This is a genomic window from Streptomyces sp. NPDC048612, assembly GCF_043199295.1.
Lineage (GTDB): Bacteria > Actinomycetota > Actinomycetes > Streptomycetales > Streptomycetaceae > Streptomyces.
In genome coordinates, this window is the sequence record NZ_JBICVV010000001.1 from 700,238 (window position 1) to 726,747 (window position 26,510).

Here is a 26,510-nt window from a genome sequence, read left to right on the forward strand (position 1 = left end):
GATGAAGCGTCTGCGCGTCCGCGCTGCGGTGAGTGTGGTGGCCCTGGCGCTGCTCGCCGGCTGCGCCGAGGACGGCGGTCGCGTCCACTCCTCGGGAGTGCCCCGGAGCCAGGCCCGTGCCGCGGACGCCCTCAACGGACAGCCGCGGGTGGTGCCGCCCCGCGGACCGCGCGCGTCCTTCACCGTGTTCCGTACGACCGGGCGCGACGGCACCAGGGTCGTGAGGGCGACCTGGCACGGCCGCAAGTCCGGTGTCACCGGGGCCATTTGGGCCTGGGTGCCACCGGAGTACCACCAGGCGCGGTACGCCCACAGCGGCTTCCCGGTGCTGATCGCGCTGCCGGGCGCCTACGGCTATCCGTTCAACTACTGGGCCGGGCCGGGCTTCGCGCTGGAGGAGCGAATGGCACGGTGGTCGCGGCAGGGCAGGACGCTGCCGTTCGTCGTGGTGATGCCGGTGCTCAATCCGGGCCGGAGGTACTACGACGGCAGCGACATCCCGGGGCAGCCCAGGATGGGCACCTGGCTCACCGAGGACGTACCGGACTTCGCACGGGCCCACTTCCGCACGTACGACAGCCGCGACGGCTGGGCGTTCATGGGGTCCTCGTCCGGGGGGTTCGCCGCGCTGAAGGCCGTCCTCAAGGAACCGCGGAAGTTCAAGGCGGCCATCGTCAACGGCCCGGACACCGCACCGGATTCACCGATGTGGCAGGGGCATCCGGCCGAGATGCGCGCCAATGACCCGCGCCATCTGGCACGGCAGCTGGCCGCGGGCCGTGGAGCGCCGGTCTATCTCGCCTTCGAGCTGGGCGGCCGGGAGGCGGCGGTGCCCGATGTGAAGCGCTTCATCAAGGACTACACCGGCGGGCCGGTGCACTCCACGCTCTACGTCATACCGGGTGGCGGGCACAGCGGGCACACCTACATCCGGCGGATGGGCGACTCGCTGCACTGGATCAGCGAGCGAATGCAGGGCCCCGTACCGTCCGTGTGACGCACCGTCGCCTGGCCGGCGGCACGTCCGGGGACTCCTGTTGCCGAAACCGGGCCACCGGCAAGAATGGTCCGTGACCCGGCACGGTGCGCACGGCCGGTGTCCGGCGTGCGCCTCTGGAAGGAGAACGGTGCGGAATCTGCGAGCTGCCGGCCTGGCACTGGCCGGTACGGCTCTGCTGGCGGGGAGCCTCACGGCGGGCAGCCGGTGGCTCACGGACCGGGACGCGACCAGTGCGGTGGACGGGACGTCCGACACCGTCCCGCGCGCGGAGGTCGCCCGCTCGATCTCGGGCCATCTGTCGCTTCCGGTGATCCCCAGGGGGCCGCGCTCGGTCGACTGCGCGCGGGATCTGCGTGCCGTGAAGGGCGCCCGGACCCACTGCACGGCGCACTATCTGCGGGGCACCGACCGGGACATGACCGTACGGGTCGTCCGGGTCGGCGGCGGTGAGATCACCTACGTCCACGACGCCCCGCATCGCTGATCTTCACTGACCTTCCCTGACCGCACCCGCGCGGTGCGTTCGCGCGGGGAGAGGGCCCGCACATCAACGGTCCGTCAGGAAGCGGGCGGACCGGTTGCGCCGCAGGACCGGCATCGCGCCCAATGGCCGCAAAGTGGCCCTTTGTTGAATCCGCTTCAGATGCACAACTGTTCAGATCGCCGTTGGACGACGGGTGTTGTGGTGATGCTAAGATCATCGCACTTGCCAACCGGGTAGTCACCTGCTAAGGCGAGATAGAAATTCCGCGCATTGGCCTAAGAAAACCGCCACCCCGGGGAGAACTATGCCATTAGCCGGCCCATCGATGGCTTTCTGGCAGGCGACTGTGCGCGGCCGTACACGTATGTCTGGGGCCGTGGGTGATTCTCTACGTCGCGGCCAGGCACACGACACCTGGTGGCTCCGTCGTCCGAAGAGAGTCCTATGACGCAATATTTCCAGGATCCAGCGCTCTGGGGATTGATCGCTGGTACCCCTCTTGCTGCCACCGCGATTATTCGCGGCAGAAGGAAGATCGCCGATCTTCAAAAAGAGAAGGCCGAGCTCAAGCAGCACTACGCCAATCTCGAAGATCACTACACGGAGGCCGTCGGAGAGGCCAAGGACCGCGCCGAAGAAGCCACCAAGACCACGCTGAAGTCCGCCATGCGGACCCTGCAGGGTCTGGCGAGCGAACAGCAGCTGGCCATTTCCAAGCTGCAGGACACCTACGGTGAACACAAGATCCTTCAGGATCTGCTCGACATCGACCACATGAATTCGCAGTTCGCGCGGCGTGCCCAGTCCATCGCCGTGCTCTGTGACGGCTGGCTAGGCCGGCGCCGGAGCGACGCGTCGCTCTACGACGTGGTCCGCAGCGCGAAGGGCCGTATTCGCCATTTCACGCGCGTCGAGATCCGGTCGCAGAGTAATTTCGCGATCGTGAGCCGCGCCGTGGAACCGGTGGCGCTGGTGCTTGCCGAACTGCTGGACAACGCCACCAGCTATTCGGCGCCGGAAACGGTGATCGAGATCAATATCCGCCCGGTTCCCAAGGGCGTCTGCATCATCGTCGACGACGCCGGTGTCGGTATGAACGAGGAGGAGAAGGCGCGAGCCGCGCAGCTGCTGTCGAGTGAGAATTCCGCCAGCGTCTCCAGTCTCGGCAACCCTCCGCAGTTCGGTTTCACCGTCATGGGTGTGCTCGCCGCCCGCTACGGCTTCAGCGTGTCGGTGGACACCACTTCTCCCTACGGTGGCGTGCGCGCGGTCGTCCTGCTCCCCGACGATCTACTGACGTCTCTGCACCAGCCCGAGGAGGGTCCTGCCGTGGCCGCGTCCGCTCCGTTGCCGCCTGAGAACCCTGCTGGTCAACCGGCCTATGGCGTCCCCGCACAGCCCGCGCCCGGATACCCGGCGGCCGGTTCCCCGGCCCCTGGTCCGGCGCCCCTGGGGCAGCCGGCCGGCGCCCGCCCGGCTGCCGAGACGACGGCCGGCGGTCTGCCCAAGCGGCGGCGCCGCGGTGCGATTTCCATCGTGCCGACCGAGTCCGAGAGCAGTTCCGAGAGCAGTGAGACCCCGGCACGCGACAGCGCGCGGACTGCGTCCGTCATGGGCGCATTCCAGCGCGGTACGCAATCCGGGCGTCGTTCTACCTACGCAAGCAATGAAGGGCCTGAGGTTCAGTGAACTACGATCTGTCGTGGATGCTTGACAGTGCTCTGGAATTGCCCGAAGCACAGCATGCCATCCTCGTCTCCGCGGACGGTCTGCTCATGGCCCGTTCGAAGGACGTCGGCCGGGACCACGCCGATACCGTGGCCGCCGCGATGAGCGGAATGCAGTCGCTGAGCCGTACGGTCGCCGACTTCTGCCACGGTGGGGCACCCGTCAACCGTCCGCAATGGCGGCAGACGCTGGTCGAGTTCGACCATGGCTGGGTCTTTCTCATTTCTGCCGGGGAAGGCGCCTATCTCGCGGTTTCCGCGTCTCCCGACGTCGACATGGCGGAGATCACGTTCCGTATGCAGCAGTTGGTGGGGCAGCTCGGCAAGGCACTGACCAGTCCGCCGCGTGAGAGGGCTGATATCCAGTCATGACACCCGATGACGAGCCGGAGCTGGAACACGAAGCAGCGGAATTAGTACGGCCGTACGTCATCACCAACGGCCGCGATCTTCTTGACGGCGATGAGTTCTCACTCATCACCCTGGTCACCGTGCAGGCGGACCCGCCCCGCACGAAACCCCTCGATCCGGAGAAGCTCCGTCTGCTGGAGCTGTGTTCGGGGGGTTTCCTCTCGATCGCCGAGATAGCCGGGCACACCCAGCTGCCGGTGGGTGTCGTCAAGATTCTGGTGTCCGATCTCGCGCAGGAGGGATTTCTCTTCTCTCGTGCGCCCATACCTAGCGCTCAGCTTGTCGACCGGCAAATACTGGAGGAGGTGCTGAATGGGCTCCAGGCTCGCTTTGGATGACGGCGTGTATCTACGCGATTCAGTGCAGACCGCGGCGAAGATCCTCGTGGTCGGACACTTCGCGGTGGGAAAGACGACATTCATCGGAACCATGTCCGAGATTCCGCCGCTGCGTACCGAAGAGATCATGACGCAGGCGGGCGCCGGAATTGACGACCCGAAAGGCGCGCCCGGCAAGACCACGACCACCGTCGCCATGGACTTCGGCCGTCTCACACTCAGCGAGAAGCTGGTCCTCTACCTGTTCGGAACACCCGGGCAGCAGCGCTTCGTTCAGGTGTGGGAGGACATGACGCGCGGTGCGCTCGGGGCGCTCGTCCTGGTCGACCCCGAGCGTCTCGACGAGTCATTCCCTGTCATGGACCTGGTGGAACACTACGGAATCCCGTACGCCATCGCCGTGAACCGTTTCGACGGGACGCCCTCGCACTCCCTCGACGAGATCCGGGAGGCACTGGACCTGCTTCCCGAGACGCCAGTGGTCAGCTGTGACGCACGGGACCAACGTTCCTCGGCGGATTCACTCATCGCGCTCGTCCGATATCTCCAGTCCCGCCTCAACTAGGAGTTCAGGCATGCAATCTCACTCGGAATTCCAGAGCCCACCGCCGGGCTGCCCCGCGCACGCGGGTGGCCCACGGGCACCCTTGCACGGTCCCGAATTCGCCGCCGCCCCGGAGGCCTTCTACGAGATCCTGCGGGAGCAGGGACCGAGTGCCCCCGTCGAGCTCGCGCCCGGTGTGGAGGCCGAACTCGTCACGGAGTACGGGGCGGCGCTCCACGTCCTGCAGAACCCGGACACCTTCGCACGGGACCCGCGCCGTTGGCGCGCCCTGAACGAGGGGCGGGTTCCCCTGGACAGCCCGGTGCTGCCGATGATGATGCACCGGCCGAACGCCATGTTCTCGGACGGTGCCACTCATCTGAGGCTCCGCCAGGCCGTGACGGACAGCCTGGCCCGGATCGACATGCACCGGATGAACCGGCATGTCAATCGTGTGGCGGCCTATCTCATCGAGCAGTTCAGCAGCCGCGGCAAGGCCGATCTGGTCACCGACTACGCGCAGTGGCTGCCGCTGCTCGTCTTCAACGACCTGTTCGGCTGCCCGGCCGAGATCGGTGACCGGCTGGTCTTCGGCTTCTCCGGCATCTTCGACGGCGTCGACGCGGAGAAGGCGAACGAGGTCCTCACCGAGTCGCTGTTCGAGCTGGTGGCGCTGAAGCGGACCCACCCCGGTGACGACGTCACCTCGTGGCTGATGCAGCACCAGGCCGGGCTCAGCGACGAGGAGATGATCCACCAGCTGGTGCTGCTCATAGGCGCCGGCGCGGAGCCGATGCAGAACATCATCGCCAGTGCCCTGCGCCTGCTGCTGGCCGACGAGAAGTACACCGGTGGCCAGCATTCGGCCGGCATGCTCGTCGAGGACGCAATCAACGACGTGCTGTGGAACTCCCCGCCGATCGCCAACTATGCGGTGCACTACCCGGTGCACGATGTCGAGGTCTCCGGGCGCACGCTGCCCGCCGGTGACCCCGTACTCGTCAGCTTCGCGGCGGCCAACACCGATCCGAACGTCTCGTCGGGCCGTCAGACGCTCAGCAAGCGCGCGCATCTGGCGTGGGGGGCGGGCCCGCACGCCTGCCCGGCGAAGGACCCGGCCCTGCTGATCTCGCTCCTGGCCATCGAGAAGCTCCTCAATGTCCTGCCGGACATCGAACTGGCGGTGGCCGAGGAGAGCTTGACGTACCGGCCAGGTCCGTTCCACCGGGCGCTCAACGGGCTCCCGGCCCGCTTCACGCCGGTGCGGGACGAGCGTCGGCCGTCCGGTCGGCCCTCCGGCGTTACCGGCGGAAATCCCTCCTCGCAGGATAACCAGGGCAGGTCCAGGAAGGGCAGCTGGTGGAGCGGATTCCTCAGCTGGTGGAAGGTGTGACATCTGCAACATAGTGGAGCGCGTATCCACCGTATAAGTGTTCAGGCGCCGGGGTAGGCAGGGGTGTCCCGTTTTATGTGAGCGGCTGAACAAGGAGTAGCTGTGGAGTCCGTCCTGACTTCCCCCGCGGTTGATCGACGGGCCGTGGTTTCGCTTTTCTCTCGTTTGCGCACCCCGAGTGGGCAAGCGAATCCATTGCCCTTCTACGCCGAACTCAGATCGATGGGGGACGTGGTCCCAGCACCATGGGGCGGGTACCTGATCACGTCATACGGCCTGTGTGACCAGGTGCTCCGGGATCGGACATGGCGGGTGCCGGACAGTGAGTGGCGGGCTCGGCAGGGGGAGGCGACGCGCTGGAGCGCAGCTTCATCGCGTGAAATGAGCAGGACCTTGCCCGCGCTCAATCCTCCGCATCACACACGGGTGCGGCGCTCTCTGGGCAATATGTTTGACCGGAAATGCATGGCCGATTTCAAGGGTGCGATCGAGGAGTCCGTTGATCAGCTTCTTGATCGGCTCGCCGAGAAATTGCGCGCTGATGGTGAAGCGGATTTCGGTGCTCTGGTCAGCGAAGAGCTTCCCATGAATGCCATCGGGGGCTGGCTGCAACTGCCGTCCGCCGACTATCCGTATTTGCGCGCACTCGCCCACGACCAGGTGTTCACCCAGGAGCTGCTGCCGTCCACGAGTCAGCTCGCGCTGTCCGACGCTGCCACCGGGCAACTCCAGTCGTACTTCAGGGAATTGGTGCAGGAGCGCCGCAGGGCCCCCGGGAACGATCCGGTCTCGGGCTGGCTGCGTACCTGGGATGCTCTCGAATCCGACCGGGAGGCGGCCGACGAGGCCGTCTACCTCCTCGCGCTGCTGGTCTTCCTGGCCGCACCGGAGACCACCTCCACCATGCTGTCCACCATGGTGTGGCTCCTCCTTGAGCACCCTCGCCAGTTCGGGTGGCTGCGTGCCCATCCCGACCACGTTCCGGACGCGGTCGAGGAAGTGCTGCGCTACGACTCCCCGAACCACATCATCAGCCGTGTCGCACCCGAGGACACCATGCTCGCCGGAGTGCACATCGAGAAGGACCGGATGGTGCACCTCATGATCGGTGCCGCCAACCACGACCCGCAGCACCATCTCGACCCCGGTGTCTTCGACATCCGACGCAAGGCCGCGCACCTCAGCTTCAGCTCCGGCATCCACTACTGCCTGGGGGCGCCGCTGGCGCGTCTCGAGGCGACGACACTGCTGACCGCGCTCCTCGGACGGCTGCCGGGTCTGCGGGTCAGCGGGTCCCCGGTCTGGGCTTCGCGGGTGGGGTTCCGCCGCATCACCGAACTCCGTGTAGTCCAATCCTGATGCCGTTTCGGCTGACAGTAGACAGAGAAGCAAGAGACAAGGCGTTGTGATGGAAGATTTCAAGGCCCTCCGTGTCATATCGGAGGGGCCGGTCCTCAAGGTCCAGCTGGACAGTCCGGAAACGGGCAACGCCGTTTGCGGCACGCTCCTCGATGAACTCCTCACCGTATTGCATGCCTTGGAGGAGGCGCCCGAAGTCCGCGTGCTGATCCTCTCCGGCCAGGGCGCGGACTTCTGTCTGGGCGGCGACCGCCGTGAGTTCGCCGAACTCCTCGCCGCCGACGCCGGGGGAGCGGGGCTACGGGCGGTGGCGGGCAAGGCGCGCCGGGTCTGCGACGCCCTGGCCAACGTCCAGGCGGTCACCATTGCCAGGCTGCACGGTGGGGTGATCGGAGCGGGGCTGGCGCTGGCGCTCTTCTGCGATCTGCGCGCCGGAGCGGACAACTGCCGTTTCCGGATGCCGGAGCTGGCGCTCGGCATGCCGCCCGCATGGGGTGGTGCGCTGCCGCGGCTGCTGCACGAGACGGGCGCCGCCCGCATCCGTGAGTTGATCCTGACAGGCGACAGCTTCGACGCGGCGAAGGCGGCCGAGCTGTCCGTCCTCCACAAGGTCGTCGCGGAGGACGAGCTGGACGAGGTCATCCAGCAGTGGACCAAACCGATGGTCCGCAGGTCACCTGTGGCACTCCGAACGGCCAAGGTCATGCTGAACGCGTACTCCGGTGCCCACCGGCTCGCAGATGCCACCCAGTTCGACGCGGAACTGATGACCTCCGTCCTCACGGCCGCCGCAGCGGGCCGAGGCCGCTGAACTTCCGGCCGGGTGCGGCCCGGAGCCCGCCGCACCCGGCCTCAGCCGTCCGCCCGGCTCACTCCCCGGCGGCGGTGACGTCCTCCCGGTGCCGGGCCGCCAGCTCCAGGTACATCGTGGCGTTGAGCTTGATGCCCTCGCGCTCCTCGTCGGTCAGCTCCCGCCTGACCTTCGCCGGCACCCCGGCGACCAGCGAGCCGGGCGGGACCCGCATGCCCTGGGGGACCAGCGCCTGCGCGGCGACCAGAGAGCCCGCGCCGATGTGGGCCCCGTTCAGCACCGTGGCCCCCATACCGATCAGGACGTCGTCCTCGACGGTGCAGCCGTGCAGCACCGCGTTGTGGCCGACCGAGACCCGCTCGCCGACGGTCACCGGGAAGCCGGGGTCGACATGCACCGTGCAGTTGTCCTGGATGTTGCTGTCGGCGCCGAGCACGATCGGGCCGCAGTCGGCGCGCAGCACCGTGTGGTACCAGACGCTGGCTCCCGGGCCCATGGTGACCTCGCCGAGCACGACGGACGTCGGGGCGGTGAAGGCCTTCTGATCGACCTTCGGCTCCTTCCCGCCCACCGGTGAAAGCAATGGCCGTGCCGTCATCCTGGATCTCCTCACCGTTCTGCGCCGCGCCAACAGCACCGTAGACGACGGGCGCGGCGCCGGGTGGGGACGGCCGCCGGTGGGGCGAAGATCACAGCCCGGGGCGCGGCCGGCCGGCCGCGGGCTGAGTACGGTGTGCGGGTGCCGATAAACCAGAACGTGTTCTCGTCCGTCGCGGCCTGGCGGCGCCGGGCCGTGTCGCGCGCCGTCCACCGCGGGGCGCGCTGGGTGCGGCAGACCGCGGCCGTGACGGCCGACCGGCCGGGTCCGTACCGCTTCCGCCGGATCGGCACCGGCACCCGGCTCGCCTACCCGCAGGGCACGGTCTTCGGCGACCCGTGGATCGAGCTCGGCGAGCACTGCATCATCGCCCAGGACGTGACGCTGACGGCCGGCATGATGCCGGACCTCGACCTGGGCGCGGAGCCGATTCTCACGCTGGGGAACGGTGTCGTACTGGGCCGCGGCAGCCATGTGATCGCGGATGTCCGGCTGACGATCGGTGATGACTGCTTCTTCGGCCCCGGTGTCTACGTCACCACCACCAACCACAGCTATGACGACCCCGAGGTGCCGGTCGGTAAGCAGTGGCCGCGCAGCGAGCCGGTCGCCATCGGGCCCGGCAGCTGGATCGGGACCGGTGCGGTGATCCTGCCCGGGGCACGGCTGGGCCGGAACGTGGTGGTCGCGGCCGGTGGCGTGGTCCGCGGTGAGGTCCCCGACCATGCGGTGGTCGCCGGCGCGCCCGCCCGGATCGTCCGCCGCTGGGACGCCGGGCAGGGCTGGCAGCCGCCGCTGCGCACACCGGCCCCGGTCCCGATCCCCGAGGGCGTCACCCCGCAGCAGCTGGTCGCGCTGGAGTCCTGGGAGGCGGAGCAGGCCGGAGAGGCGTACGAGACGTCCTGAGCCGGCATCAGCTCCGCCGCCCGCGGCCGGTCCCGCAGGTGTCAGCCGCCGGAGGCGAGCAGCGCCGAGCCGACCAGCGCGAGGGAGGCACCGGCCGTCTGGACCGCCCGCAGCCGCTCCTTGAGGATGCCGAGCGCGGCGAGCGTGGTGACGACGGGGTAGAGGGAGGCGAGCACCGCCGCCATGGTGACCGGGCCGCTGTGGGCGGCGAGGGCGTAGGTGCCGTTCGCGGCGACATCGGCGATCCCGACGAAGGCGAGTGCCGGCAGCGCGTCCCGGAGGGCCGGGAGGCCGCCCTCGGGCAGCGCCGGTGTGCCGCGCCGCACCGAGGCGCAGAGCGCGGCGCCGCCGACGGCGACATTGCACAGCCGCTGCACGAACAGGGCGAGAAAGAGCCCCGTGACGGTCGTCGACGCCGCCGAGATCAGCACCATCACCGCACCGAAACCGAGCGCCGAGACCAGCGTCAGGACGATCGTCCGGCCGGCCACGGAGGCACCGCTGATCCGCGGCCCGCCGGCCAGCACGACACCGGCCACCGCCACCAGCATGCCGGTGACCTGGAGCGCTCCCGGCCGTTCGCCCGCCACGAGCCCGACGCCGAGTGGTACCAGCACGGCACCGAACGAGGCGAGCGGGGAGACGACCCCCATGGGGCCGAGCGCCAGGGCGCGGTAGAAGCAGAGCATGGCGGCGGGCCCCACGACGCCGGCGCCGACCGCGCACCACAGCTGCGGCCCGGCCTCCCGCCAGCCGCCGGTGGCCAGCACGACGGCGCCCAGCACGACGGCGGCCAGGGTCTGCGAGACCACCACCACGGTCAGTGCCTGCATCCTTCGGGTGAGCAGTCCGCCGCCGAAGTCGGCGAGCCCCCAGAGAAGGCTGGTGGCCAGGGCGAAGACCGCTGTCATGGTGAAACCTCGCAGTACAGTGAACCGGACGCTGAAGTACACCACACCGTAGTGCAGCAGGTTGCACTAGGGAATCGAATATATTGGCCTCGACTTGGACGGACTGTGACGGATCTCGACCAGCTCACGCAGTCGCTCGCCCGCAACCTCAAACACTGGCGCACCGAGCGCGGCTTCACCCTCGATGCGCTGGCGGCCCGCGCCGGCGTCAGCCGCGGCATGATCATCCAGATCGAGCAGGCCCGTACGAACCCGAGCGTGGGGACCACTGTCAAGATCGCCGACGCGCTTGGCGTCAGCATCACCACGCTCCTCGACTTCGAACAGGGCCCGCAGGTACGGATCGTAGCCCCGGCGGAGGCGGTCCGGTTGTGGTCCACCGAAGCAGGCAGCTCCACCACCCTCCTCGTGGGCGCCGAGGCGCCCGGACCGTACGAACTCTGGGACTGGCGACTGATGCCGGGCGACAGCAGCAGCTCCGATCCGCACCCGCCCGGCACCGTCGAACTGCTGCATGTCCGGGCCGGCACCCTGACCCTGACCGTGGACGGCGAGGAGCACGAGGTACCCGCGGGCTCCTCGGCGACCTTCGAGGCCAAGACCGCGCACGGCTACCGCAACGACGGGACGGAACCGGTCGAGATGACCATGTCGGTGATCATCCCGGCCGTCCGCTGAGACGGCCCGGCCACCGGGGCGCCCCGCCTGTTAGCTTGGCGGGTATGCCCGTGCCGATGGACGCTTTTGACGATGTCCGGCCCGCTGTCGAGCGCCTGGACCTGCTGCCCGGACCCGTGGCCGCCGCGATCCGTGCCTGGAGCGGCTCGGTGCCCGTCGAGGAGCTGCGCCACGTCGACACCGATCCGTCGATCGCGGACACCGCGCTGCTCGTCGAGCACCACGGCCCCTGGCTCCTGGAGCAGTCGGCGAACTGTGTGGTGGTGGCCGGCAAGCGCGGCGGCGAGACCACCCTGGCCGCCTGTGTCGTCCTCTCGCACACCCGCGTCGACGTCAACGGGGTGGTGCGCCGTCAACTGGGCGCCCGCAAGGCGTCGTTCGCACCGATGGACAAGGCCGTCGGCGACAGCGGGATGGAGTACGGCGGGATCACCCCCATCGGCCTGCCCGCGGACTGGCCGCTGCTCGTGGACGCCGCCGTCGTCGATACCCCGTACGCCCTGATCGGCAGCGGCAGCCGCCGCGGCAAGCTCATCGTGCCCGGCAAGGCACTGGCCGAACTGCCGGGCGCGACGGTCTTGGACGGGCTGGGTATCGCCTAGCGGCCGCGCGCCCCAGGGGCCCGCACGGGACGTATCGCCCGTTGCCGCCTCAGCCCAGCCGAGGTATCTCGATCGCCGGGCAGCGGTCCATCACCATGTCGAGGCCGGAGTCGCGCACCCGGTCCCAGGCCGTCTCGTCGACCACACCGAGCTGGAACCAGACCGCCTTCGCGCCGACCGCCACCGCCTCGTCGGCGACCGGGCCCGCCAGCTCGCTGTTGACGAAGACATCGACCACGTCGACCGGGAAGGGGATCGCGGAGAGCGAGGGGTAACCCTGCTCGCCGTGGACGCTCTCGGCCTTCGGGTGCACCGGCACGATCCGCTTGCCGTAGCGCTGCAGCACCTCCGCGACGCCGTGCGCCGCACGCTGCTCGTTGCCGGACAGGCCCACCACCGCCCACGTGTCGCCCAGCTCGGTCAGGATTCTGCGGATCGTCCTGGGGTCGCCGTACACGCACTGCCTCCTGCGTCGGAAGGGGTCCTGTGCGGCTCAACGGACGGCGGGACCCGGAGATTCCCGTCGCGGGGGACGACCACACCGCGGGGTGAACGGCAGCCGGTGCGCGCCGCACGACAGACGCCCCGCCCGAAGGGGAAGACGGGCGGGGCGGGTCTCTGTACGGTGGCTCAGTTCGCGCCGCGGGCCACTCCGCTGCCGGCCATCCCGGCGCCGACCTTGCCATTCTTCGCGGTGCGGGCCGGCTTGCCGATGCCGCGGCTGTTGCCGACGGGCTCGGCCCCGCCGGCGCCGGTCCCCGGCCGAGGTGCCACAGGCGCGGCCTGCTCCCGCGCCTCGGTCCCGGACACCCCGGCCAGCGCCGTACGCAGCTCCTCGGTGTCCACCAGCATGCTCACCGGCCCGGTCGGGTTGAGGTACAGGGCGTGCCCCGGCGGCAGCTGCTCGACGAGTTCGGCCACCGGCCGGCGGTCGTACAGCAGCCGGCCCACCGACTCCAGGTAGCTCTGCGAGGTGTAGACGGGGATCACCGGGGTGCCCTCGGGGGAGGCGGCGGCCAGCGGCGACCCGGTCGCGGTCACCAGCACGGAGACCTCCGCGCGCGCCAGCGCCTCGGAGACGTCCTGCCCCGGCCCGTAACCGGTCGCGGCGAGCTGGAGCGCGCAGTCCACCGCATCCGTCGGCTCGGACCAGTCCAGCATCTGGGGCGACGGCCGGTACTCCGGATTGTCCCGCCACTCCTCGATCTCGCCCGTCGGCCCCGAACGCCACTGGCCGATCAGCGCCCAGAGCGGAGGCGGACCCTCTCCCTGCCAGGTCAGGTCCACCATGGCCAGCCAGTGGTCGGGCGCCTCGCGGGCCGCCTCGATGACCTCCGGCGGGGGCTCGGGCATCTCGTCGCCCGTCACGGGCACGCCCGCCGTCATCGCCTGCTGTGTGCTCTCTTCCATGCAGCCCTCCGCAATCCCGCCGTTCCTGCCTGTACGAGCGGGGCCCCGGAAACACGAGGCTCTCGCACTGGCCTCACAGTGCCCACGGGCAGCGCGGACGTCGCTCCGACGCACCGTGCGGACGGGGCGGGTACGCCGCGTGGCCGTGCGCACTGCGCCCGGACGGCGGACCCCCGCGCCCTTACGGCGGACACCTCAGCGCGGCGCGGGCCACCGGCGCCGGCCGCTGTCCGCCTGTCACCGGGGCCGCATAGGCTGGTGCGATGCAGGAGCAGTACCGCACGCTCGCGCGCGAGGGTGTCCACGAGATCGAGATCAACAAGTCCCGCTTCCTCTGTGCGCTCGCGCCCGTCGCGACCGAGGCCGAGGCCGAGGACTTCATCGCGCGCATCCGCAAGGAGCACCCCACCGCCCGCCACCACTGCTTCGCCTATGTCCTCGGCGCCGACGGCGGTGTCCAGAAGGCGAGCGACGACGGTGAGCCGGGCGGCACGGCGGGCGTCCCGATGCTGCAGATGCTGGTGCGCCGCGAGGTCCGCTACGTCGTCGCCGTCGTCACCCGCTACTTCGGCGGCGTCAAGCTCGGCGCCGGTGGCCTCATCCGCGCATACGGCGGCGTGGTCGGCGAGGCGCTGGACGCGTTGGGCACGGTCACCCGCCGGCGCTTCCGGCTGCTGACGGTCACCGTCGACCACCTGCGGGCGGGCCGGCTGGAGAACGATCTGCGCACCACCGGCCGGACCGTGCGCGAGGTGACCTACGGGGCGGAGGTACACATCGAGATCGGGCTGCCGGAGTCCGACCTCGACGCGTTTCGCGCCTGGCTCGCGGACACCACCGCCGGCACCGCGCGACTGGAGCTCGGCGGGGAGGCGTACGGGGAGGTCTGATGTCGGCTGGCGGTGGCGGCTGACGGCCGATCGCCGGACTCCGGGAGTGCCGGCGTGGTGTGGTGGCCGTGTTCGGGTCGAGGTGGGTCACGGAGGGGTATCTGTAGCGCTCCGGTCCGGACTCCGGGCGGCCGCGGGGGAGAGAGGGAGGGGGCCGGTGTGGTCGCGGCCCACCGTGCCCGGCTGAGCCCCTCTCGCCCCGGGCCGGCCCGGCCCGGCGTTACGTGCCCGCGATCGCCGCCAGCATGTTCGTACGGGCGGCCCGGCGGGCCGGCCATATCGCGGCCAGCACGGCCGCCAGGGTGATTCCGGCCAGCGACAGGCCGATGATTCCGGCGGGGAGCGAGAAGTCCCACAACCGCTGTCCGAACATCGCGTGTTGCATCACGGCGCCCGCAGGGACACCGGCGGCCACCCCGAGCAGGGCACCGAAGAGGGAGATCACGATGCTCTCCACCCTGATGGTGCGGCGGACCAGCAGCGGGGTGGCGCCCACCGCGCGGATCACCCCGATCTCACGGGTGCGCTCCATGACCGAGAGCACCAAGGTGTTGACGACCCCGAACACCGCGATCAGGATCGCGACACCGAACATCGCGTACATCAGGGTGAAGGCCAGTGACTGCTGCTCGACGCCCTGTTGGACCAAGGTCTCGCGACTGCCGACGGACACATCCGGTCGGTGGTGGAAGGCCGCCCGGATGTTCTCCCGTGCGGCGTCCGGGTCGGGACCGGAGGCGTACAGGGTGGTGATCTGCTTCCGCAGCGACGGTGGTGCCTTGCTGACGTCCATGAAGATGCTGGCCTGCAGCTCGGTGGCGTCGTAGATCCCCACCACGGTCTGGGTGACGGAGGTCCCGGAATCCAGATGCAGCGTGATCCTGTCGTGCATGCCCAGGTCCAGCATGTCGGCCTGGTTCTGCGAGATGACCACACCGCGGCTCAAGTCGGGGCTCCCTGCCGTGAGATGAGGGGTCAGTGGGCCTTTGAGGCCCGCCGGCTCGATCGCGGAGATCCGGCGTTCGGTCCTGCCGCCCCGGTAGGTCAGCCCGACCAGCACATCGCGGCTCCCCGCCACCTGGGTGACCCCGGGCAGTTTTCTGAGCCTTTCCGCCTCGGCGGGGGTGAGCGAGGACTCGCCCCCGGCCGCGGACTGCAGGACCGTGGTGGTGACCGGTACGTTCGCCCGGGTCGTCGAGGCGATCAGGGCCGAGAAGGAGGCACTGAGCGTGGCGAACGCGCAGACCAGGGCCAGCCCGACGGTCAGGGCGGTCGCCGTACCGGAGGTCCGTCGCGGGTCGCCCGCAGCGTTGCGCAGCCCGAGCCGGACCGCCGGTCCCGACCGCGCCCCGAGAAGGCGCATCAGCGGCCGGAGCAGCACCTCGGCGAACCAGGGCGCGAGCACGATCACACCGGCGACGCCGAGGACCGCCCCCACCAGTCCGACGACCCGCGCGAGGTTGGACCCGCTGGGGTCGGCCGTGACCGCGACCATCACGAGGCCGGTGACGACACAGCCGGCTCCGGTGACATTGCGGGTCCACCGGGTCGCACGGGGAACGGTCTCGGCGGTGCGTAGCGCGGCGACCGGCGGGACGGCCGCGGCCCGCCGTGCGGAGCGGTAGGCGGCCAGGACCGTCACCAGCACCGCGACTCCATAGCCGAGCAGAAGGGCCACCGGGCTGATGGCCAAGGCGACATCGTCCTCCGGACGCATCACCGCGATCATCGAGGGGCCCAGTGCCACACCGCCCGCCGTCCCGAGGGTGCCGCCGGCCAGGCCGAGTACACCGGCCTCGATGATGATCCCGGCCCGGACCTGGCCCTTGCGCGCACCGACGGCCCTCAGCAGCGCGAACTGCCGGGTCCGCCGGCTGACCAGCAGGGTGAAGGTGTTGGCGATGACGAACATGCCGACCAGGAGCGCGACCGCGGCGAAGGGCAGCATCGTCATCCGCAGGTCCTGTGCCTCGGAGTCCGACTGCCGCACGGCAGCTCGGGCCAGTGCACGGCCCGTCTCGATGTGGAACCCATCGGATACCTGGTGTTGTACGGCCGCCTTGATCGCGCCAGGGCGTGCACCGGGTGTGGGGATCAGCTCGATGCGGTGGAAACGCGGGCCGAGCAACTTGGCCGCGGTCACGGTGTCGTAGGCCACCACCGGCACCGCGTCGGACGCCTCGTTCCCGTCCGTCGTGGCCCTGGGGCCCAGTCGGTGGTAGGTGAACAGGGCCGTCACTCTGGCCGTGTCGGAACGGCCGTCGGACAGCAGCACCTGCGTGGTGTCACCCACCGCGAGACCGGCGGTGTCGGCATCGGCCTTGTGGAGAGCGACCTGGCCCGGGCCCGTGGGTGCCCTTCCCGCCTCGACGGTGAAGCGCTCGGCGTTGCTCCAGTTGGTGCCGGCCCGGTCCAGGACCGTGGTGGTCCTGACGAATTTGTGGCCGCGGCCGACCAGCCCGGCGCGGCCGACGAGTACGCCCTCGGCGCGGCGGACCCCGGGTGTGCGGGCCAGTCGGGCCCGGTCTGCGGGCGTGAGCAGCGGCTCCTTGCCGGGGCTCTGCACCGATACCCCGACATCCTCGCGGGTTCCGCGGCCCGTGAGGGTGGTGGCGATGGAGTCGCTCACCACCCAGCTTCCGACCGTCGCCGTCACCCCGAGAGCGATGGCGATGAGCGTCATCACCATGCGGCCCTTGTGTGCGAGCAGGTCGCGCAGCATCGCCTTCAGCATCAGACGGCTGCCTTCTCGAAGGACATCATGCGTTCCAGCACGCTGTCCGCGGTCGGTGCCCGGAGCTCGTCCACGAGCCGGCCGTCCTCGAGGAAGAGCACCCGGTCCGCTGAGGTGGCGGCAGTCGGCTCGTGGGTCACCATCGCCACGGTCTGGCCGAGTGTGTCGACACTGCGGCGCAGGAATCCGAGTAACTCCGCGGAGGCGGCGGAGTCCAGTGCGCCGGTCGGCTCGTCGGCGAACACCACGTCGGGCCGGGTGACCAGAGCCCGGGCGCAGGCCACGCGCTGCTGCTGGCCGCCGGAGAGCTGGCTGGGCCGGTGGTGCAGACGGTTCTGCAGCTGCAGTGCTCCGACGACCTGGTCGAGCGTGTCCTGGTCATGCGTGCGGCCGGCCAGGTCGAAGGGGAGCGTGATGTTCTCGAGGGCGGTGAGCGTGGGGAGCAGATTGAAGGACTGGAAGACGAAGCCGACCCGGTCGCGACGCAGTTGTGTGAGCGCGTTGTCGCGCAGACCGGTCAACTCGGTCTCCCCGATCCACACCCTGCCCTCGTCTGCCCGGTCGAGCCCGGCGACGCAGTGCATCAGCGTCGACTTACCGGAGCCGGACGGCCCCATGATCGCGGTGAACTCACCGCGCCGGAACTCCACATCGACCCCCGCGAGCGCGACCACTCGGGAGTCACCCGTTCCATAGCGTTTGGCGAGCCCGGTGGCCCGGACGGCAGCTGTTTTCTGTGTCATGGCGTGAAGTGTGTGCGCGTGAACCACCCCACGGCTTCGCCCAAAAGGCAAGAAAAGTCCCTGACTTAAGGTGAGACCGGCCTCAACTTAAGTACGGCACATGGCAGACGAACGGCAGAAGCCGGGCCGACCGCGAACAACTAGGCTCGATTCGTGGCACAACGTTGGGAAAGAGCGCTTCGTCGGCGCCTGCGACGCTTAGGGGACCGCTGGGGACGCACTGTGCTGGCGGTCGTGGTCGGGGCGGGTGCCCTGCTGTGGCACGCGGCCGGTCCGGTTCTCCACCTGCTGGCCGAGTGGGGCGTGATGCCGCTGGCCGGTCATGTGCTCTCGGTGGTGACCGGGGTGGTGGCCGGGGCCGCAGTCCTGATGCTGCCGTACCGGCGGTGGCCCGCGATCACCATGGGTGCGGTGGCCTGGCTGCTGCTGTCGGTCTGGATACCGCTGGGCGTCGGGTCGTATGTCGCGGCCCGCACCTCGTCCAGACCGCGGAACCTGGTGGGCTACCTGGTCGGCGCCGGAGCCGTCGCCGTCCTGCCGACGGCCACGGGCGTGGCCGTCGGGACGCCGGGCCTGGGCGGGGAGGACCTGCTCCCGTCGCTCGGCGGTGCGGTGCTGTTCGTCTGGCTCCCCGCGGCACTGGGCCTGTGGAGCAGGGCCCGCCGTGAGGTGATCGACGGCATTCAGGAGCGTGCCGCACAGCGGGAGCGCGAGCACCTCGCCCACGCCGAGCGGGCGCGGGCGGAGGAACGGGCCCGTATCGCACGGGACATGCACGACATCGTGGCTCACCGGGTGTCGCTCATGGTGCTGCATGCGGGGGCCCTGGAGGTGAACGCCAAGGACGAGGAGACGGCCGCCGCGGCGGAACTCATCCGCACCACGGGCAGGGAAGCACTCACCCAGCTCAGGGAAGTCATCGGGGTGCTCAAGAGCGCGGGGGACGGGAACGGGCCCAGCCTCGGACCACAGCCGACCCTGGTGGACCTCGACGGGCTGCTCGATCAGTCGCGTGCCGCCGGTGTCTCCGTGGCGCGGCACGACGAGGGCACCCCGCAACGGCTGCCGACCCTGCTGGAACACGCCGCGTACCGCGTCGTACAGGAAGCCCTCACCAACGTCCACAAGCACGCCGGCAGGGCCCACGCCGACGTCGCCGTGCGCTACCTCGAGTCGGAGCTGGAGGTCGTGGTGTCCAACACGGCCCCGGAAGCTCCCGCCGAGTCACTGCCGGGCAGTGGCACCGGACTGATCGGCCTGCGGGAGCGGGTCGAACTCCTCGACGGGATATTCGCCGCCCAGCCGTGCCACGGCGGCGGATTCACCGTCTCGGCCCGATTTCCCCTCGCCCGGCCCGCCCTGGAGGAACGCGCGTGATCCGAGTCTTGCTGGTCGACGACGAAGCCCTGGTCCGGGCCGGCCTGCGCATGATCCTCGAACCGGCCGAAGGCATCGAGGTGGTGGGCGAGGCGAGCGACGGCGGTGCAGCGATCACCGCGGCCGCCGAACACCGCCCCGACGTGGTGCTGATGGACGTGAGGATGGCCGGCATGGACGGGCTGACCGCCCTCAAGGAGCTGCGACGCTCGGCCAACGGCCCCAAGGTGATCATGCTGACCACCTTTGACCTCGACGACTATGTGCACACCGCCCTGCGCAACGGCGCGTCCGGTTTCCTCCTCAAGGACACCTCCCCGCGGGATCTGGCCGACGCCGTCCGCACGGTCGCCGAGGGGAGCGCCATGCTGACCCCGAAGGTCACCAAGCGGCTGATCGACACCTTCGCGGGACTGGCGTCGGAGGGCGCCACCGAGGCGCGACAGCGGCTCTCAGTACTGACCGACCGGGAGGGCGAGGTGGTCCGGGCCGTGGCCCGAGGGCTGTCCAACGCGGAGATCGGACGTGAACTGGCCATGAGCGAAGGCACGGTGAAAGCCCACGTCAGCCGTGCGCTCGGCAAGCTGAATCTGTCCAACCGGGTACAGATGGCGCTGCTGGTCCGTGACGCGGGCATGACGTAGCCGGCCCCGGGTGGCGGAGCGTCCCGGAAGAGGGGGCGGGCCGTCTCCGCGACACGGTCCGGAACTGACGACTGCGCCCGCCGCACCGGCCACGGATGCGAGAATGAGGCCCGCAAGGGACGGGGTGCGGACGGTGGTCGCCGTGGTGGGGGACGGGTTCCGGGCCGGGTCGGGGTGGTGCTGAAAAGTGGGTTCTCGGAGGGGAAATATGCAGGTCGGAGCGGCTGGGTGAGAATTCTGCACACCTCCGACTGGCATCTGGGGCGGTCGTTTCACCGGGTGAACCTGCTCGCCGCCCAGCGCGCGTTCCTCGATCATCTCGTCGAGACGGTGCGGGCCCGGGAGATCGACGCGGTGCTGGTCGCGGGCGATGTCTATGACCGTGCCGTGCCGCCGCTCGCCGCCGTCGAGCTGTTCGACGACGCCCTGCACCGGCTCGCCGGTCTCGGTGTCCCGACGGTGATGATCTCCGGCAACCATGACTCGGCCCGCCGGCTGGGCGTCGGCTCCGGGCTGATGGAGCGGGCCGGCATCCACCTCCGGACCGACCCGGCCGGCTGCGGCACCCCCGTGCTGCTCGCCGACGCCCATGGCCCGGTGGCGTTCTACGGGCTGCCGTATCTCGAACCGGCCATGGTCCGCGACACCCTAGGGGCCCGCCGTGCCGACCATGCGGAGGTGCTCGGCGCTGCCATGGACCGCGTCAGGGCCGACCTCGTCGGCCGGCCCACGGGGACGCGTTCCGTGGTGCTCGCGCACGCCTTCGTCACCGGCGGCGCGGTCAGCGACAGTGAGCGCGACATCACCGTCGGCGGGGTCGCCTCGGTGCCCGTGTCCGTGTTCGACGGGGTGGACTACGCCGCCCTCGGGCATCTGCACGGCTGCCAGACCCTCACCGAGCGGGTCCGCTACTCCGGATCGCCGCTCGCCTACTCCTTCTCCGAAGCCGGCCACCGCAAGTCGTCGTGGATCATCGACCTCGACGCGGGCGGTGCCGTGCACGCGGAGCGGGTGGACTGCCCGGTGCCGCGGCCGCTGGCCCGTATCCGCGGACGGCTGGAGCAGCTGCTGGACGATCCCGAGGCGGACCGGCACGAGGACTCCTGGGTCGAGGCGACCCTCACCGACACCGCCCGCCCGCACGAGCCCATGGCCCGGCTGGCCAAGCGCTTCCCGCACCTCGTCAGCCTGGTCTTCGACCCCGACGACGGGCCCACCCGCTCGCTCGCGTCGTATGCGCAGCGGCTGCGCGGGCGCAGTGACCAGGAGATCGCCGAGGACTTCGTGGAACACGTACGGTCCGGCCGCGCGGCCGACGCGCAGGAGCGGGACGAACTGCGTTCGGCGATCGACGAGGTACGCGTCGACGACATGGCGGCCGAGGTGGCGCGTTGAGGCTGCACCGGCTGTCCCTCACCGCCTTCGGGCCGTTCGGCGGCACCCAGACCATCGACTTCGACCGGCTGACGCGGGACGGTCTCTTTCTGCTGCACGGCCCGACGGGCGCGGGCAAGACCTCGGTCCTGGACGCGGTGTGCTTCGCGCTGTACGGGTCGGTGCCCGGGGCGCGGCAGAGCGGTCAGGCGCTGCGCAGCGATCTGGCGGACCCGTTGACTCTCACCGAGGTCGTCCTCGAACTCACCGTGGGAGAGCGCCGGTTGGAGATCACCCGGCTGCCCGAGCAGCTGCGTCCCAAGAAGCGGGGCAGCGGCACGACGAAGGAGAAGGCGCAGAGCCGGCTGCGGGAATTCGTGCCGGCCGGGGAGCCGGCGGACGGCGCGGGACCGGAGGGAGGCGAGGGGCCGGAGGGCGGCAAGGGGCCGGAGGGTGGCGACGGGCCGGACGGCGGGGGGCGCTGGAAGGCGCTGAGCCGTTCGCACCAGGAGATCGGTGAGGAGATCGGCCAGCTGCTCGGGATGAGCAAGGAGCAGTTCTGCCAGGTCGTGCTGCTGCCGCAGGGCGACTTCGCCCGATTCCTGCGGGCCGATGCCGAGGCGCGCGCCCGGCTGCTGGGACGGCTCTTCGACACCCGGCGGTTCGCCGCGCTGGAGGAGCAGCTGAACGCGCGCCGCAAGGCCGCAGCGGACACCGTCACCGCGGGCGACGAACGGCTGCTGGCGCTGGCGCACCGCATGGCGCAGGCGGCCGGTGAGAGCGCCGACCTCACCGACCCCTCGGTCCCGGCGCCGGACCGGGCCGGGGCGGCGGCACAGGGCGCACCGGCACGCGGACGCGCGGCGGCGTCCGGTGGCCGCGGCCGGGCGACGGCGACGGCCACGAAGCGGGCGACCGTCCCGGGACAGGCCGGGGCCGTGGAGCCCGCCGGCTCCGCCGCGGCGGCCCGTACCGGCGGCGCCGACGACCTGCCCGCCCCGGGCCCCGGCGAGCCGGGCTTCGCGGACACGGTGCTGGTCAGGGCGGCGGTCGCCCGGGTGAGCGCACGGGAGCGGCTGACGGTCGCCCGCTCCGCGCTGCACACCGCCGAGGCCGCCGAAGGTGCGGCGGCCGGGCGCTGGGAAGCCGCCCGGGAACGCGACCGGCTCCAGCAGCGATACGCGGACGCCCGGCGCCGGGCCACCCGGCTCGAAGACCGTGCCGAGGAGCGGGAGCGGACCCGCGAGCGGCTCGAACGGGCCCGTGCGGCCGCGGAGGTCGCGCCCGCGCTCGCCCTGCGCGACGCCGCCTGGCACGAGCTGGACGCCGTCCAGCGCGCCGAGCGGCGGCACCGGGACCCGCTGCCGCCGGACCTCGCCGACGCGGAGAGCGAGCAACTCGCCGCACGGGAGAGGGAGCTGCGGGAGGACCTGGGGTCGCTCGGTGCGGCCCGCCGGGCCGAGCGGCGGGCCGCCGACCTCGCCGAGGAGCGGTCCGCCCTGGACCGTGAGGCACGCGCCGACGAGCAGACGCTGCTCGACGCCGCCGAGTGGCTCGCCGTTTGGGACGACGCCCAGCGCGCCCACCAGCAGCGCATCGAGACGGCGCAGGAGGCCGCCACCCGCGCCGAACAGCTCGGCGCCCGTATCGAACCGGCCGCCGAACGCTGGGAGGCGGCCCGCCGCCGCGACCGGCTCAGCGGGGAGGTCCGTGCGGCGGAAGCGGAGCTGCTCGCCGCCAGGGAGCGGTCCGCGGCGGCCCACGAGCACTGGCTTGATCTCAAGGACCGGAGGCTGCGCGGGATCGCCGCGGAGCTGGCGGAGGGACTGCGTGACGGGGAGGCCTGCGTGGTGTGCGGCGCGACCGAGCACCCCCGACCGGCCCGCGCCGGAGCGGGCCATGTCGACCGGGCGGCAGAGGAAGCCGCCCGGGAGGCGTACCGGCAGGCCGAGGAGGCCCGGGGACGGGCGGAGACCCGCTGCCAGCCGGCCAAGGAGGCGCTGGCCGCCGCGGCCGCCACGGCGGGGGACACCCCGCCCGGTGAACTCGCCGCAGAAGTTGAAGAGTTGCGCGCCGAGCACACCCGCGCCCATGCGCGGGGCGCCGACCTCCCCGCCGCCCGTGAGGCACTCGCCCGCGCCGAGCGCGAATACGAACGGCGCCGCGCCGGACAACAGCAGGCCGAGCGCCGGGCCGCGGCCCGCACCTCCCACGGGGAGGCGCTGGACCGCGAACGGGCCGCCCTGGAGGAGGAGCTGACCCGGGCGCGCGGTGACAGCGCGAGCGTCGCCGACCGGGCCGCCCGGCTGGAACGGCAGGTGGCCCTGCTCGCCGCGGCGGCGGAGGCGTCCCGTACGGCCACCTCCTGCGCCCGGCGGCTCAAGGACGCCGACGCCGGACTGTCCGACGCCGCCTTCCGCGCCGGATTCGACACCCCGCAGGCCGCCGCCGAGGCGTTGCTGGGCGACGACCAGTGGCGGGCGCTGCAAGGGCGGCTCGACGCATGGCAGGCCGAGTCCGCCGCCGTGGAGGCCGAGTTGGCCGATCCGGAGACCGCGGCCGCGGCGGCGCTGCCGCCTGCCGACCCCGCCGCCGCACAGTCCGCGCACCAGGCCGCGACAGCCCGGCTGCGCACCGCCTCGGCCACCCAGGCGGCGGCCCAGGAGCGCTGCACGGAACTCGACCGGCTCTCCGCCCGCGCCGAGGCCGACGCCCGCGCGCTGGCCCCGCTGCGCGCCTCGTACGACCGCATCGCCCGCCTCGCCGCACTCGCCTCCGGCACGTCCAGCGAGAACGAGCGGCGGATGCGCCTGGAGTCGTACGTGCTCGCCGCCCGGCTCGAACAGGTCGCGGCCGCCGCCAGCGCCCGGCTGCACCGGATGTCCGCCGGCCGCTACGCCCTCGTGCACTCCGACGAACGGGCCGGCGGCGCCCGGCGTTCCGGCCTGGGGCTGCATGTCATCGACGCCTGGACCGGCCATGAGCGGGACACCTCCAGCCTCTCCGGCGGCGAGACCTTCTTCGCCTCGCTCGCGCTGGCGCTCGGCCTCGCCGATGTCGTCACCGACGAGGCGGGCGGCACCCGCCTGGACACCCTCTTCATCGACGAGGGCTTCGGGAGCCTGGACGAACAGACCCTGGACGAGGTGCTGGACGTGCTGGACTCACTGCGCGAACGGGACCGCAGCGTCGGCATCGTCAGCCATGTCGCCGACCTCAAGGCGCGGATTCCCGCCCAGCTGGAGGTCCTCAAGGACCGGTCGGGCTCTACGGTCCGGCATCGCGTACGGGGGTGAGGGGGCGGGGTGAGGCTGGTGGGGTGAGGCCGCGGGATGGGGGAGGCCGCGGGCGGGTGAGCCGATGGGCCGGGGCGTCGCGGGTGAGTTGGCTGTTCGCGGCTTCTGTGCCTCCCCCCCCCACCCCCGAACCCACCCCCCGCCCCCTCCCCCGAAGGGGGAGAGGGGGAGGGGGCGGGGGAAGCGCTGTGCGGGTGTTCGCCGCCTCGGCCGCGAAGCGCGGTCGGGATGCCGGGGACGCAGTCGGTCACCGGGGAACAGTCGGAGCGGCCGGTCCGCCGCGAGCGCCGCTGGCATGTCTGCGGACCCTACGGACGGCGGTGGCCGGCCACAACGGCACTGCGTCGTGGCCGGCCGCCGCGCCGGAGCGCTCGGTCAGAGTGCCGACAGCTCGCTCAGCAGGTCGTCCAGGCCCAGCGAACCCTGTGACAGCGCCGCCATGTGCCAGGCCTTGAGGTCGAAGTCCGCGCCGTGCCGGGCGCGGGCCGCCTCCCGGCCCTGGAGCCAGACCCGTTCACCGAGCTTGTAGCCGATCGCCTGGCCGGCCATGCCCTGGTAGCGGGTGATCTCGCTCTCGACGAAGTCGGCAGGGCGGCTGCTGTGCCGGGCGAAGAACTCGTGGGCAAGCTGCGGTGTCCAGCGCTCACCCGGGTGGAAGGGCGAGTCGGCGGGGATCTCCAGTTCCAGGTGCATCCCGATGTCGATGATGACCCGGACCGCCCGCATCATCTGCGCGTCCAGGTAGCCCAGGCGCCGTTCCGCGCTGGTCAGGAAGCCCAGTTCGTCCATGAGCCGCTCGGCGTACAGTGCCCAGCCCTCGGCGTTGGCGCTGACGATGCCCACCGTCGTCTGGTACCGCGAGAGCGTGTCGGCGACATGGGCCCACTGCGCCAGCTGGAGGTGATGGCCGGGCACGCCCTCGTGGTACCAGGTGGAGACCAGGTCGTACGCCGGGAAGCGGGTCTCGCCCATCGTCGGCAGCCAGGTCCGGCCGGGGCGGGAGAAGTCCAGCGACGGCTGGGTGTAGTACGGGGCGGCGGCGCCACCGGGCGGGGCGATGCGTGACTCGACCCGGCGCACCCGTTCCGCCAGTTCGAAGTGGGTGCCGTCGAGCGCGTCGATGGCCTCGTCCATGAGCGCCTGGAGCCACTGACGGGTCTCCTCGACGCCCTCGACGGCCTCGCCGTGCTCATCGCACCACGCCAGCGCCTCCCAGGGCGTCTTCGCGCCGGGCAGCACCTTCTCGGCCTCGGCCTCCATCTCGGCCAGTAGCCGGTGGAATTCGGACCAGCCGTAGGCGTACGCCTCGTCGGCGTCGAGGTCGGCGCCGTTGAAGTAGCGGGCCAGGCGGGTGTAGCGCTCGCGGCCCACCACGTCCGGTGCGCCTTCGACGGCGGGGGCGTAGGTGTCACGGAACCAGTCGCGCAGCTCCACGAGGGCGCCGGTCGCCACCTCGGCGGCCTCGGTCAGCTCGGCGCGCAGCGCGTCCGGGCCCGGGTCGGTGAACTCGGCGAACCAGCTGCGGTCCGTGCCGATCCACTCGCCCAACTGGCCGATGACGGTGCGGACCTGGAGCGGTCCCGCGGGCAGGTTCCGCTTGCGGCCGGCGTCGAGGGCGGCGCGGTAGCCCTCCAGCGCGGCGGGTACGGCACGCAGCCGCTGGGCGATCGCCGTCCAGTCCGCGTCGGTCTCGGCGGGGGTGACCGTGAAGACCTCACGGACGTGGTGCAGCGGAGAGCTGAGGTTGCTGACCGTGCGCAGGCCCTCGCCCGCCTCGTGGACCGCCAGCTCGGCGGTCAGCCGCTCGCGCAGCAGCCGGGCGCAGATCTGCTCGGCGGCGCGGTCCGCGCCCGGCCGGGTCTCGGCCTCGGCGAGCTTCTCCAGCGTCGTACGGGCGAGCTGGGCCACTGCTTCCTGGCCCGTCGGAGAGAAGTCGGGGAGCTTGCCGGAGCTCTCGGCGACACCGAGGAAGGTGCCGGTGATCGGGTCCAGGTCGACGAGGGCGTCGACGTAGGTGTCGGCGACCTCACGGGGCAGCGGGCCGCCCCCGGGAGTAGTGGTGTTGGACATGCGGCCATCCTTGTACGGATCATGCGCCGCGTCACCATCAAAGAGCCGTACGTTCCTGTCGCTTTACGGCGCCATTGCCTTGTGCGGCGGCCGGCCGGGCGGCCGCCCCCCCCCCCCCGCCGGGGGGCGGGGGGGCGGGGGGGGGGGGCGGCCCGCCCGCCCCCGGCCGGGGAGGTGTCGCGCTACGCCGGCCCCCCCGGGGGGGGGCGC

Annotated in this window: 24 protein-coding genes; 17 read left to right on the forward strand and 7 right to left on the reverse strand. The window is 71.2% G+C overall.

Going from position 1 to position 26,510, the window contains the following annotated elements; all coding sequences use genetic code 11:
* Position 1: 1 nt before the first annotated feature.
* The 9 genes from ACGFN2_RS02940 (at position 2) to ACGFN2_RS02980 (ending at position 8,067) form a co-directional block, all read left to right on the forward strand.
* Positions 2–997, forward strand: coding sequence for an alpha/beta hydrolase (locus ACGFN2_RS02940; protein WP_393357045.1), 996 nt, complete (start codon positions 2–4; stop codon positions 995–997).
* A 130-nt stretch (positions 998–1,127) separates the two neighbouring features.
* Positions 1,128–1,484, forward strand: a complete 357-nt coding sequence (locus ACGFN2_RS02945) for a DUF4333 domain-containing protein (RefSeq protein ID WP_362609825.1) — start codon at positions 1,128–1,130, stop codon at positions 1,482–1,484.
* Between the two features lie 444 nt (positions 1,485–1,928).
* Positions 1,929–3,173, forward strand: coding sequence for an ATP-binding protein (locus ACGFN2_RS02950; protein WP_393357047.1), 1,245 nt, complete (start codon positions 1,929–1,931; stop codon positions 3,171–3,173).
* Positions 3,170–3,583: a roadblock/LC7 domain-containing protein gene (locus ACGFN2_RS02955; protein ID WP_362609819.1), complete on the forward strand. Its 414-nt coding sequence runs from the start codon at positions 3,170–3,172 to the stop codon at positions 3,581–3,583. The genes ACGFN2_RS02950 and ACGFN2_RS02955 overlap by 4 nt, the downstream gene beginning before the upstream one ends.
* The gene (locus ACGFN2_RS02960) at positions 3,580–3,960 is read left to right on the forward strand and encodes a DUF742 domain-containing protein (RefSeq protein WP_362609817.1); all 381 of its coding nucleotides are present in this window, start codon (positions 3,580–3,582) and stop codon (positions 3,958–3,960) included. Before ACGFN2_RS02955 ends, ACGFN2_RS02960 begins: the two co-directional genes overlap by 4 nt.
* Positions 3,935–4,525: an ATP/GTP-binding protein gene (locus ACGFN2_RS02965; protein ID WP_362609814.1), complete on the forward strand. Its 591-nt coding sequence runs from the start codon at positions 3,935–3,937 to the stop codon at positions 4,523–4,525. Before ACGFN2_RS02960 ends, ACGFN2_RS02965 begins: the two co-directional genes overlap by 26 nt.
* A gap of 10 nt (positions 4,526–4,535) precedes the next feature.
* Positions 4,536–5,897, forward strand: a complete 1,362-nt coding sequence (locus ACGFN2_RS02970) for a cytochrome P450 (protein ID WP_393357050.1) — start codon at positions 4,536–4,538, stop codon at positions 5,895–5,897.
* A gap of 102 nt (positions 5,898–5,999) precedes the next feature.
* Positions 6,000–7,256, forward strand: a complete 1,257-nt coding sequence (locus ACGFN2_RS02975) for a cytochrome P450 (RefSeq protein WP_393357052.1) — start codon at positions 6,000–6,002, stop codon at positions 7,254–7,256.
* A 46-nt stretch (positions 7,257–7,302) separates the two neighbouring features.
* Positions 7,303–8,067 carry an enoyl-CoA hydratase/isomerase family protein gene (locus ACGFN2_RS02980; RefSeq protein WP_362609809.1) on the forward strand — a complete coding sequence of 255 codons (765 nt, stop codon included), beginning with the start codon at positions 7,303–7,305 and terminating at the stop codon, positions 8,065–8,067.
* Positions 8,068–8,125: 58 nt separating this feature from the next.
* Here the strand turns inward: ACGFN2_RS02980 and ACGFN2_RS02985 are convergent, their stop codons facing one another.
* Complete coding sequence (locus tag ACGFN2_RS02985; protein WP_362609808.1) at positions 8,126–8,665, reverse strand: gamma carbonic anhydrase family protein; 540 nt, start codon at positions 8,663–8,665, stop codon at positions 8,126–8,128.
* A 135-nt stretch (positions 8,666–8,800) separates the two neighbouring features.
* Between ACGFN2_RS02985 and ACGFN2_RS02990 the strand changes: the two genes are divergently transcribed.
* On the forward strand, positions 8,801–9,571 hold the full coding sequence (locus ACGFN2_RS02990; protein WP_393357055.1) for an acyltransferase: 771 nt from the start codon (positions 8,801–8,803) through the stop codon (positions 9,569–9,571).
* Positions 9,572–9,612: 41 nt separating this feature from the next.
* Here the strand turns inward: ACGFN2_RS02990 and ACGFN2_RS02995 are convergent, their stop codons facing one another.
* Positions 9,613–10,482, reverse strand: a complete 870-nt coding sequence (locus tag ACGFN2_RS02995; RefSeq protein ID WP_362609803.1) for a DMT family transporter — start codon at positions 10,480–10,482, stop codon at positions 9,613–9,615.
* Between the two features lie 105 nt (positions 10,483–10,587).
* Between ACGFN2_RS02995 and ACGFN2_RS03000 the strand changes: the two genes are divergently transcribed.
* Both ACGFN2_RS03000 and ACGFN2_RS03005 read left to right on the forward strand, forming a co-directional pair.
* The gene (locus ACGFN2_RS03000) at positions 10,588–11,160 is read left to right on the forward strand and encodes an XRE family transcriptional regulator (protein ID WP_362609801.1); all 573 of its coding nucleotides are present in this window, start codon (positions 10,588–10,590) and stop codon (positions 11,158–11,160) included.
* A 44-nt stretch (positions 11,161–11,204) separates the two neighbouring features.
* Positions 11,205–11,762, forward strand: a complete 558-nt coding sequence (locus tag ACGFN2_RS03005; RefSeq protein ID WP_362609798.1) for a YbaK/EbsC family protein — start codon at positions 11,205–11,207, stop codon at positions 11,760–11,762.
* Between the two features lie 49 nt (positions 11,763–11,811).
* On the opposite strand, the gene ACGFN2_RS03010 is transcribed toward ACGFN2_RS03005, so the two are convergent.
* Together ACGFN2_RS03010 and ACGFN2_RS03015 are read right to left on the reverse strand one after the other, a co-directional pair.
* Entirely contained in the window at positions 11,812–12,219 is a 408-nt protein-coding gene (locus ACGFN2_RS03010; protein WP_362609796.1) for a CoA-binding protein, read from the reverse strand.
* A gap of 173 nt (positions 12,220–12,392) precedes the next feature.
* Positions 12,393–13,172: a type VII secretion system-associated protein gene (locus tag ACGFN2_RS03015; protein ID WP_362609795.1), complete on the reverse strand. Its 780-nt coding sequence runs from the start codon at positions 13,170–13,172 to the stop codon at positions 12,393–12,395.
* A gap of 263 nt (positions 13,173–13,435) precedes the next feature.
* Between ACGFN2_RS03015 and ACGFN2_RS03020 the strand changes: the two genes are divergently transcribed.
* A complete protein-coding gene (locus ACGFN2_RS03020) occupies positions 13,436–14,062 on the forward strand; it encodes a YigZ family protein (RefSeq protein ID WP_362609794.1) in 627 nt (208 codons plus the stop codon).
* A gap of 220 nt (positions 14,063–14,282) precedes the next feature.
* On the opposite strand, the gene ACGFN2_RS03025 is transcribed toward ACGFN2_RS03020, so the two are convergent.
* On the reverse strand, positions 14,283–16,796 hold the full coding sequence (locus ACGFN2_RS03025) for an ABC transporter permease (protein WP_393357059.1): 2,514 nt from the start codon (positions 16,794–16,796) through the stop codon (positions 14,283–14,285).
* A complete protein-coding gene (locus tag ACGFN2_RS03030; RefSeq protein WP_393357061.1) occupies positions 16,796–17,539 on the reverse strand; it encodes an ABC transporter ATP-binding protein in 744 nt (247 codons plus the stop codon). Before ACGFN2_RS03030 ends, ACGFN2_RS03025 begins: the two co-directional genes overlap by 1 nt.
* Positions 17,540–17,761: 222 nt before the next feature.
* Between ACGFN2_RS03030 and ACGFN2_RS03035 the strand changes: the two genes are divergently transcribed.
* The 4 genes from ACGFN2_RS03035 (at position 17,762) to ACGFN2_RS03050 (ending at position 24,230) form a co-directional block, all read left to right on the forward strand.
* Positions 17,762–18,916: a histidine kinase gene (locus ACGFN2_RS03035; RefSeq protein WP_362609788.1), complete on the forward strand. Its 1,155-nt coding sequence runs from the start codon at positions 17,762–17,764 to the stop codon at positions 18,914–18,916.
* Positions 18,913–19,560: a response regulator transcription factor gene (locus ACGFN2_RS03040; RefSeq protein ID WP_362609786.1), complete on the forward strand. Its 648-nt coding sequence runs from the start codon at positions 18,913–18,915 to the stop codon at positions 19,558–19,560. Before ACGFN2_RS03035 ends, ACGFN2_RS03040 begins: the two co-directional genes overlap by 4 nt.
* Positions 19,561–19,788: 228 nt before the next feature.
* Positions 19,789–20,955 (forward strand): exonuclease SbcCD subunit D, encoded by a 1,167-nt coding sequence (locus ACGFN2_RS03045; protein ID WP_393357064.1) that lies wholly within the window; start codon positions 19,789–19,791, stop codon positions 20,953–20,955.
* Positions 20,952–24,230 carry an AAA family ATPase gene (locus tag ACGFN2_RS03050; RefSeq protein WP_393357066.1) on the forward strand — a complete coding sequence of 1,093 codons (3,279 nt, stop codon included), beginning with the start codon at positions 20,952–20,954 and terminating at the stop codon, positions 24,228–24,230. The genes ACGFN2_RS03045 and ACGFN2_RS03050 overlap by 4 nt, the downstream gene beginning before the upstream one ends.
* 375 nt (positions 24,231–24,605) lie before the next feature.
* Here ACGFN2_RS03050 and ACGFN2_RS03055 read toward each other — a convergent pair whose 3' ends face one another.
* Complete coding sequence (locus tag ACGFN2_RS03055) at positions 24,606–26,300, reverse strand: DUF885 domain-containing protein (protein WP_393357068.1); 1,695 nt, start codon at positions 26,298–26,300, stop codon at positions 24,606–24,608.
* Positions 26,301–26,510: the final 210 nt, after the last annotated feature.

Bases quoted from the DNA above. Each gene is read 5' to 3' on its own strand.
- ACGFN2_RS02960 (WP_362609817.1), top strand. From the start codon at position 3,580: ATGACACCCGATGACGAGCCGGAGCTGGAACACGAAGCAGCGGAATTA.
- ACGFN2_RS03030 (WP_393357061.1), bottom strand. From the start codon at position 17,539: ATGACACAGAAAACAGCTGCCGTCCGGGCCACCGGGCTCGCCAAACGC.
- ACGFN2_RS02950 (WP_393357047.1), top strand. From the start codon at position 1,929: ATGACGCAATATTTCCAGGATCCAGCGCTCTGGGGATTGATCGCTGGT.
- ACGFN2_RS02940 (WP_393357045.1), top strand. From the start codon at position 2: ATGAAGCGTCTGCGCGTCCGCGCTGCGGTGAGTGTGGTGGCCCTGGCG.
- ACGFN2_RS03005 (WP_362609798.1), top strand. From the start codon at position 11,205: ATGCCCGTGCCGATGGACGCTTTTGACGATGTCCGGCCCGCTGTCGAG.
- ACGFN2_RS03020 (WP_362609794.1), top strand. From the start codon at position 13,436: ATGCAGGAGCAGTACCGCACGCTCGCGCGCGAGGGTGTCCACGAGATC.
- ACGFN2_RS02995 (WP_362609803.1), bottom strand. From the start codon at position 10,482: ATGACAGCGGTCTTCGCCCTGGCCACCAGCCTTCTCTGGGGGCTCGCC.
- ACGFN2_RS02965 (WP_362609814.1), top strand. From the start codon at position 3,935: ATGGGCTCCAGGCTCGCTTTGGATGACGGCGTGTATCTACGCGATTCA.
- ACGFN2_RS02970 (WP_393357050.1), top strand. From the start codon at position 4,536: ATGCAATCTCACTCGGAATTCCAGAGCCCACCGCCGGGCTGCCCCGCG.
- ACGFN2_RS03025 (WP_393357059.1), bottom strand. From the start codon at position 16,796: ATGCTGAAGGCGATGCTGCGCGACCTGCTCGCACACAAGGGCCGCATG.
- ACGFN2_RS03015 (WP_362609795.1), bottom strand. From the start codon at position 13,172: ATGGAAGAGAGCACACAGCAGGCGATGACGGCGGGCGTGCCCGTGACG.
- ACGFN2_RS03055 (WP_393357068.1), bottom strand. From the start codon at position 26,300: ATGTCCAACACCACTACTCCCGGGGGCGGCCCGCTGCCCCGTGAGGTC.
- ACGFN2_RS02985 (WP_362609808.1), bottom strand. From the start codon at position 8,665: ATGACGGCACGGCCATTGCTTTCACCGGTGGGCGGGAAGGAGCCGAAG.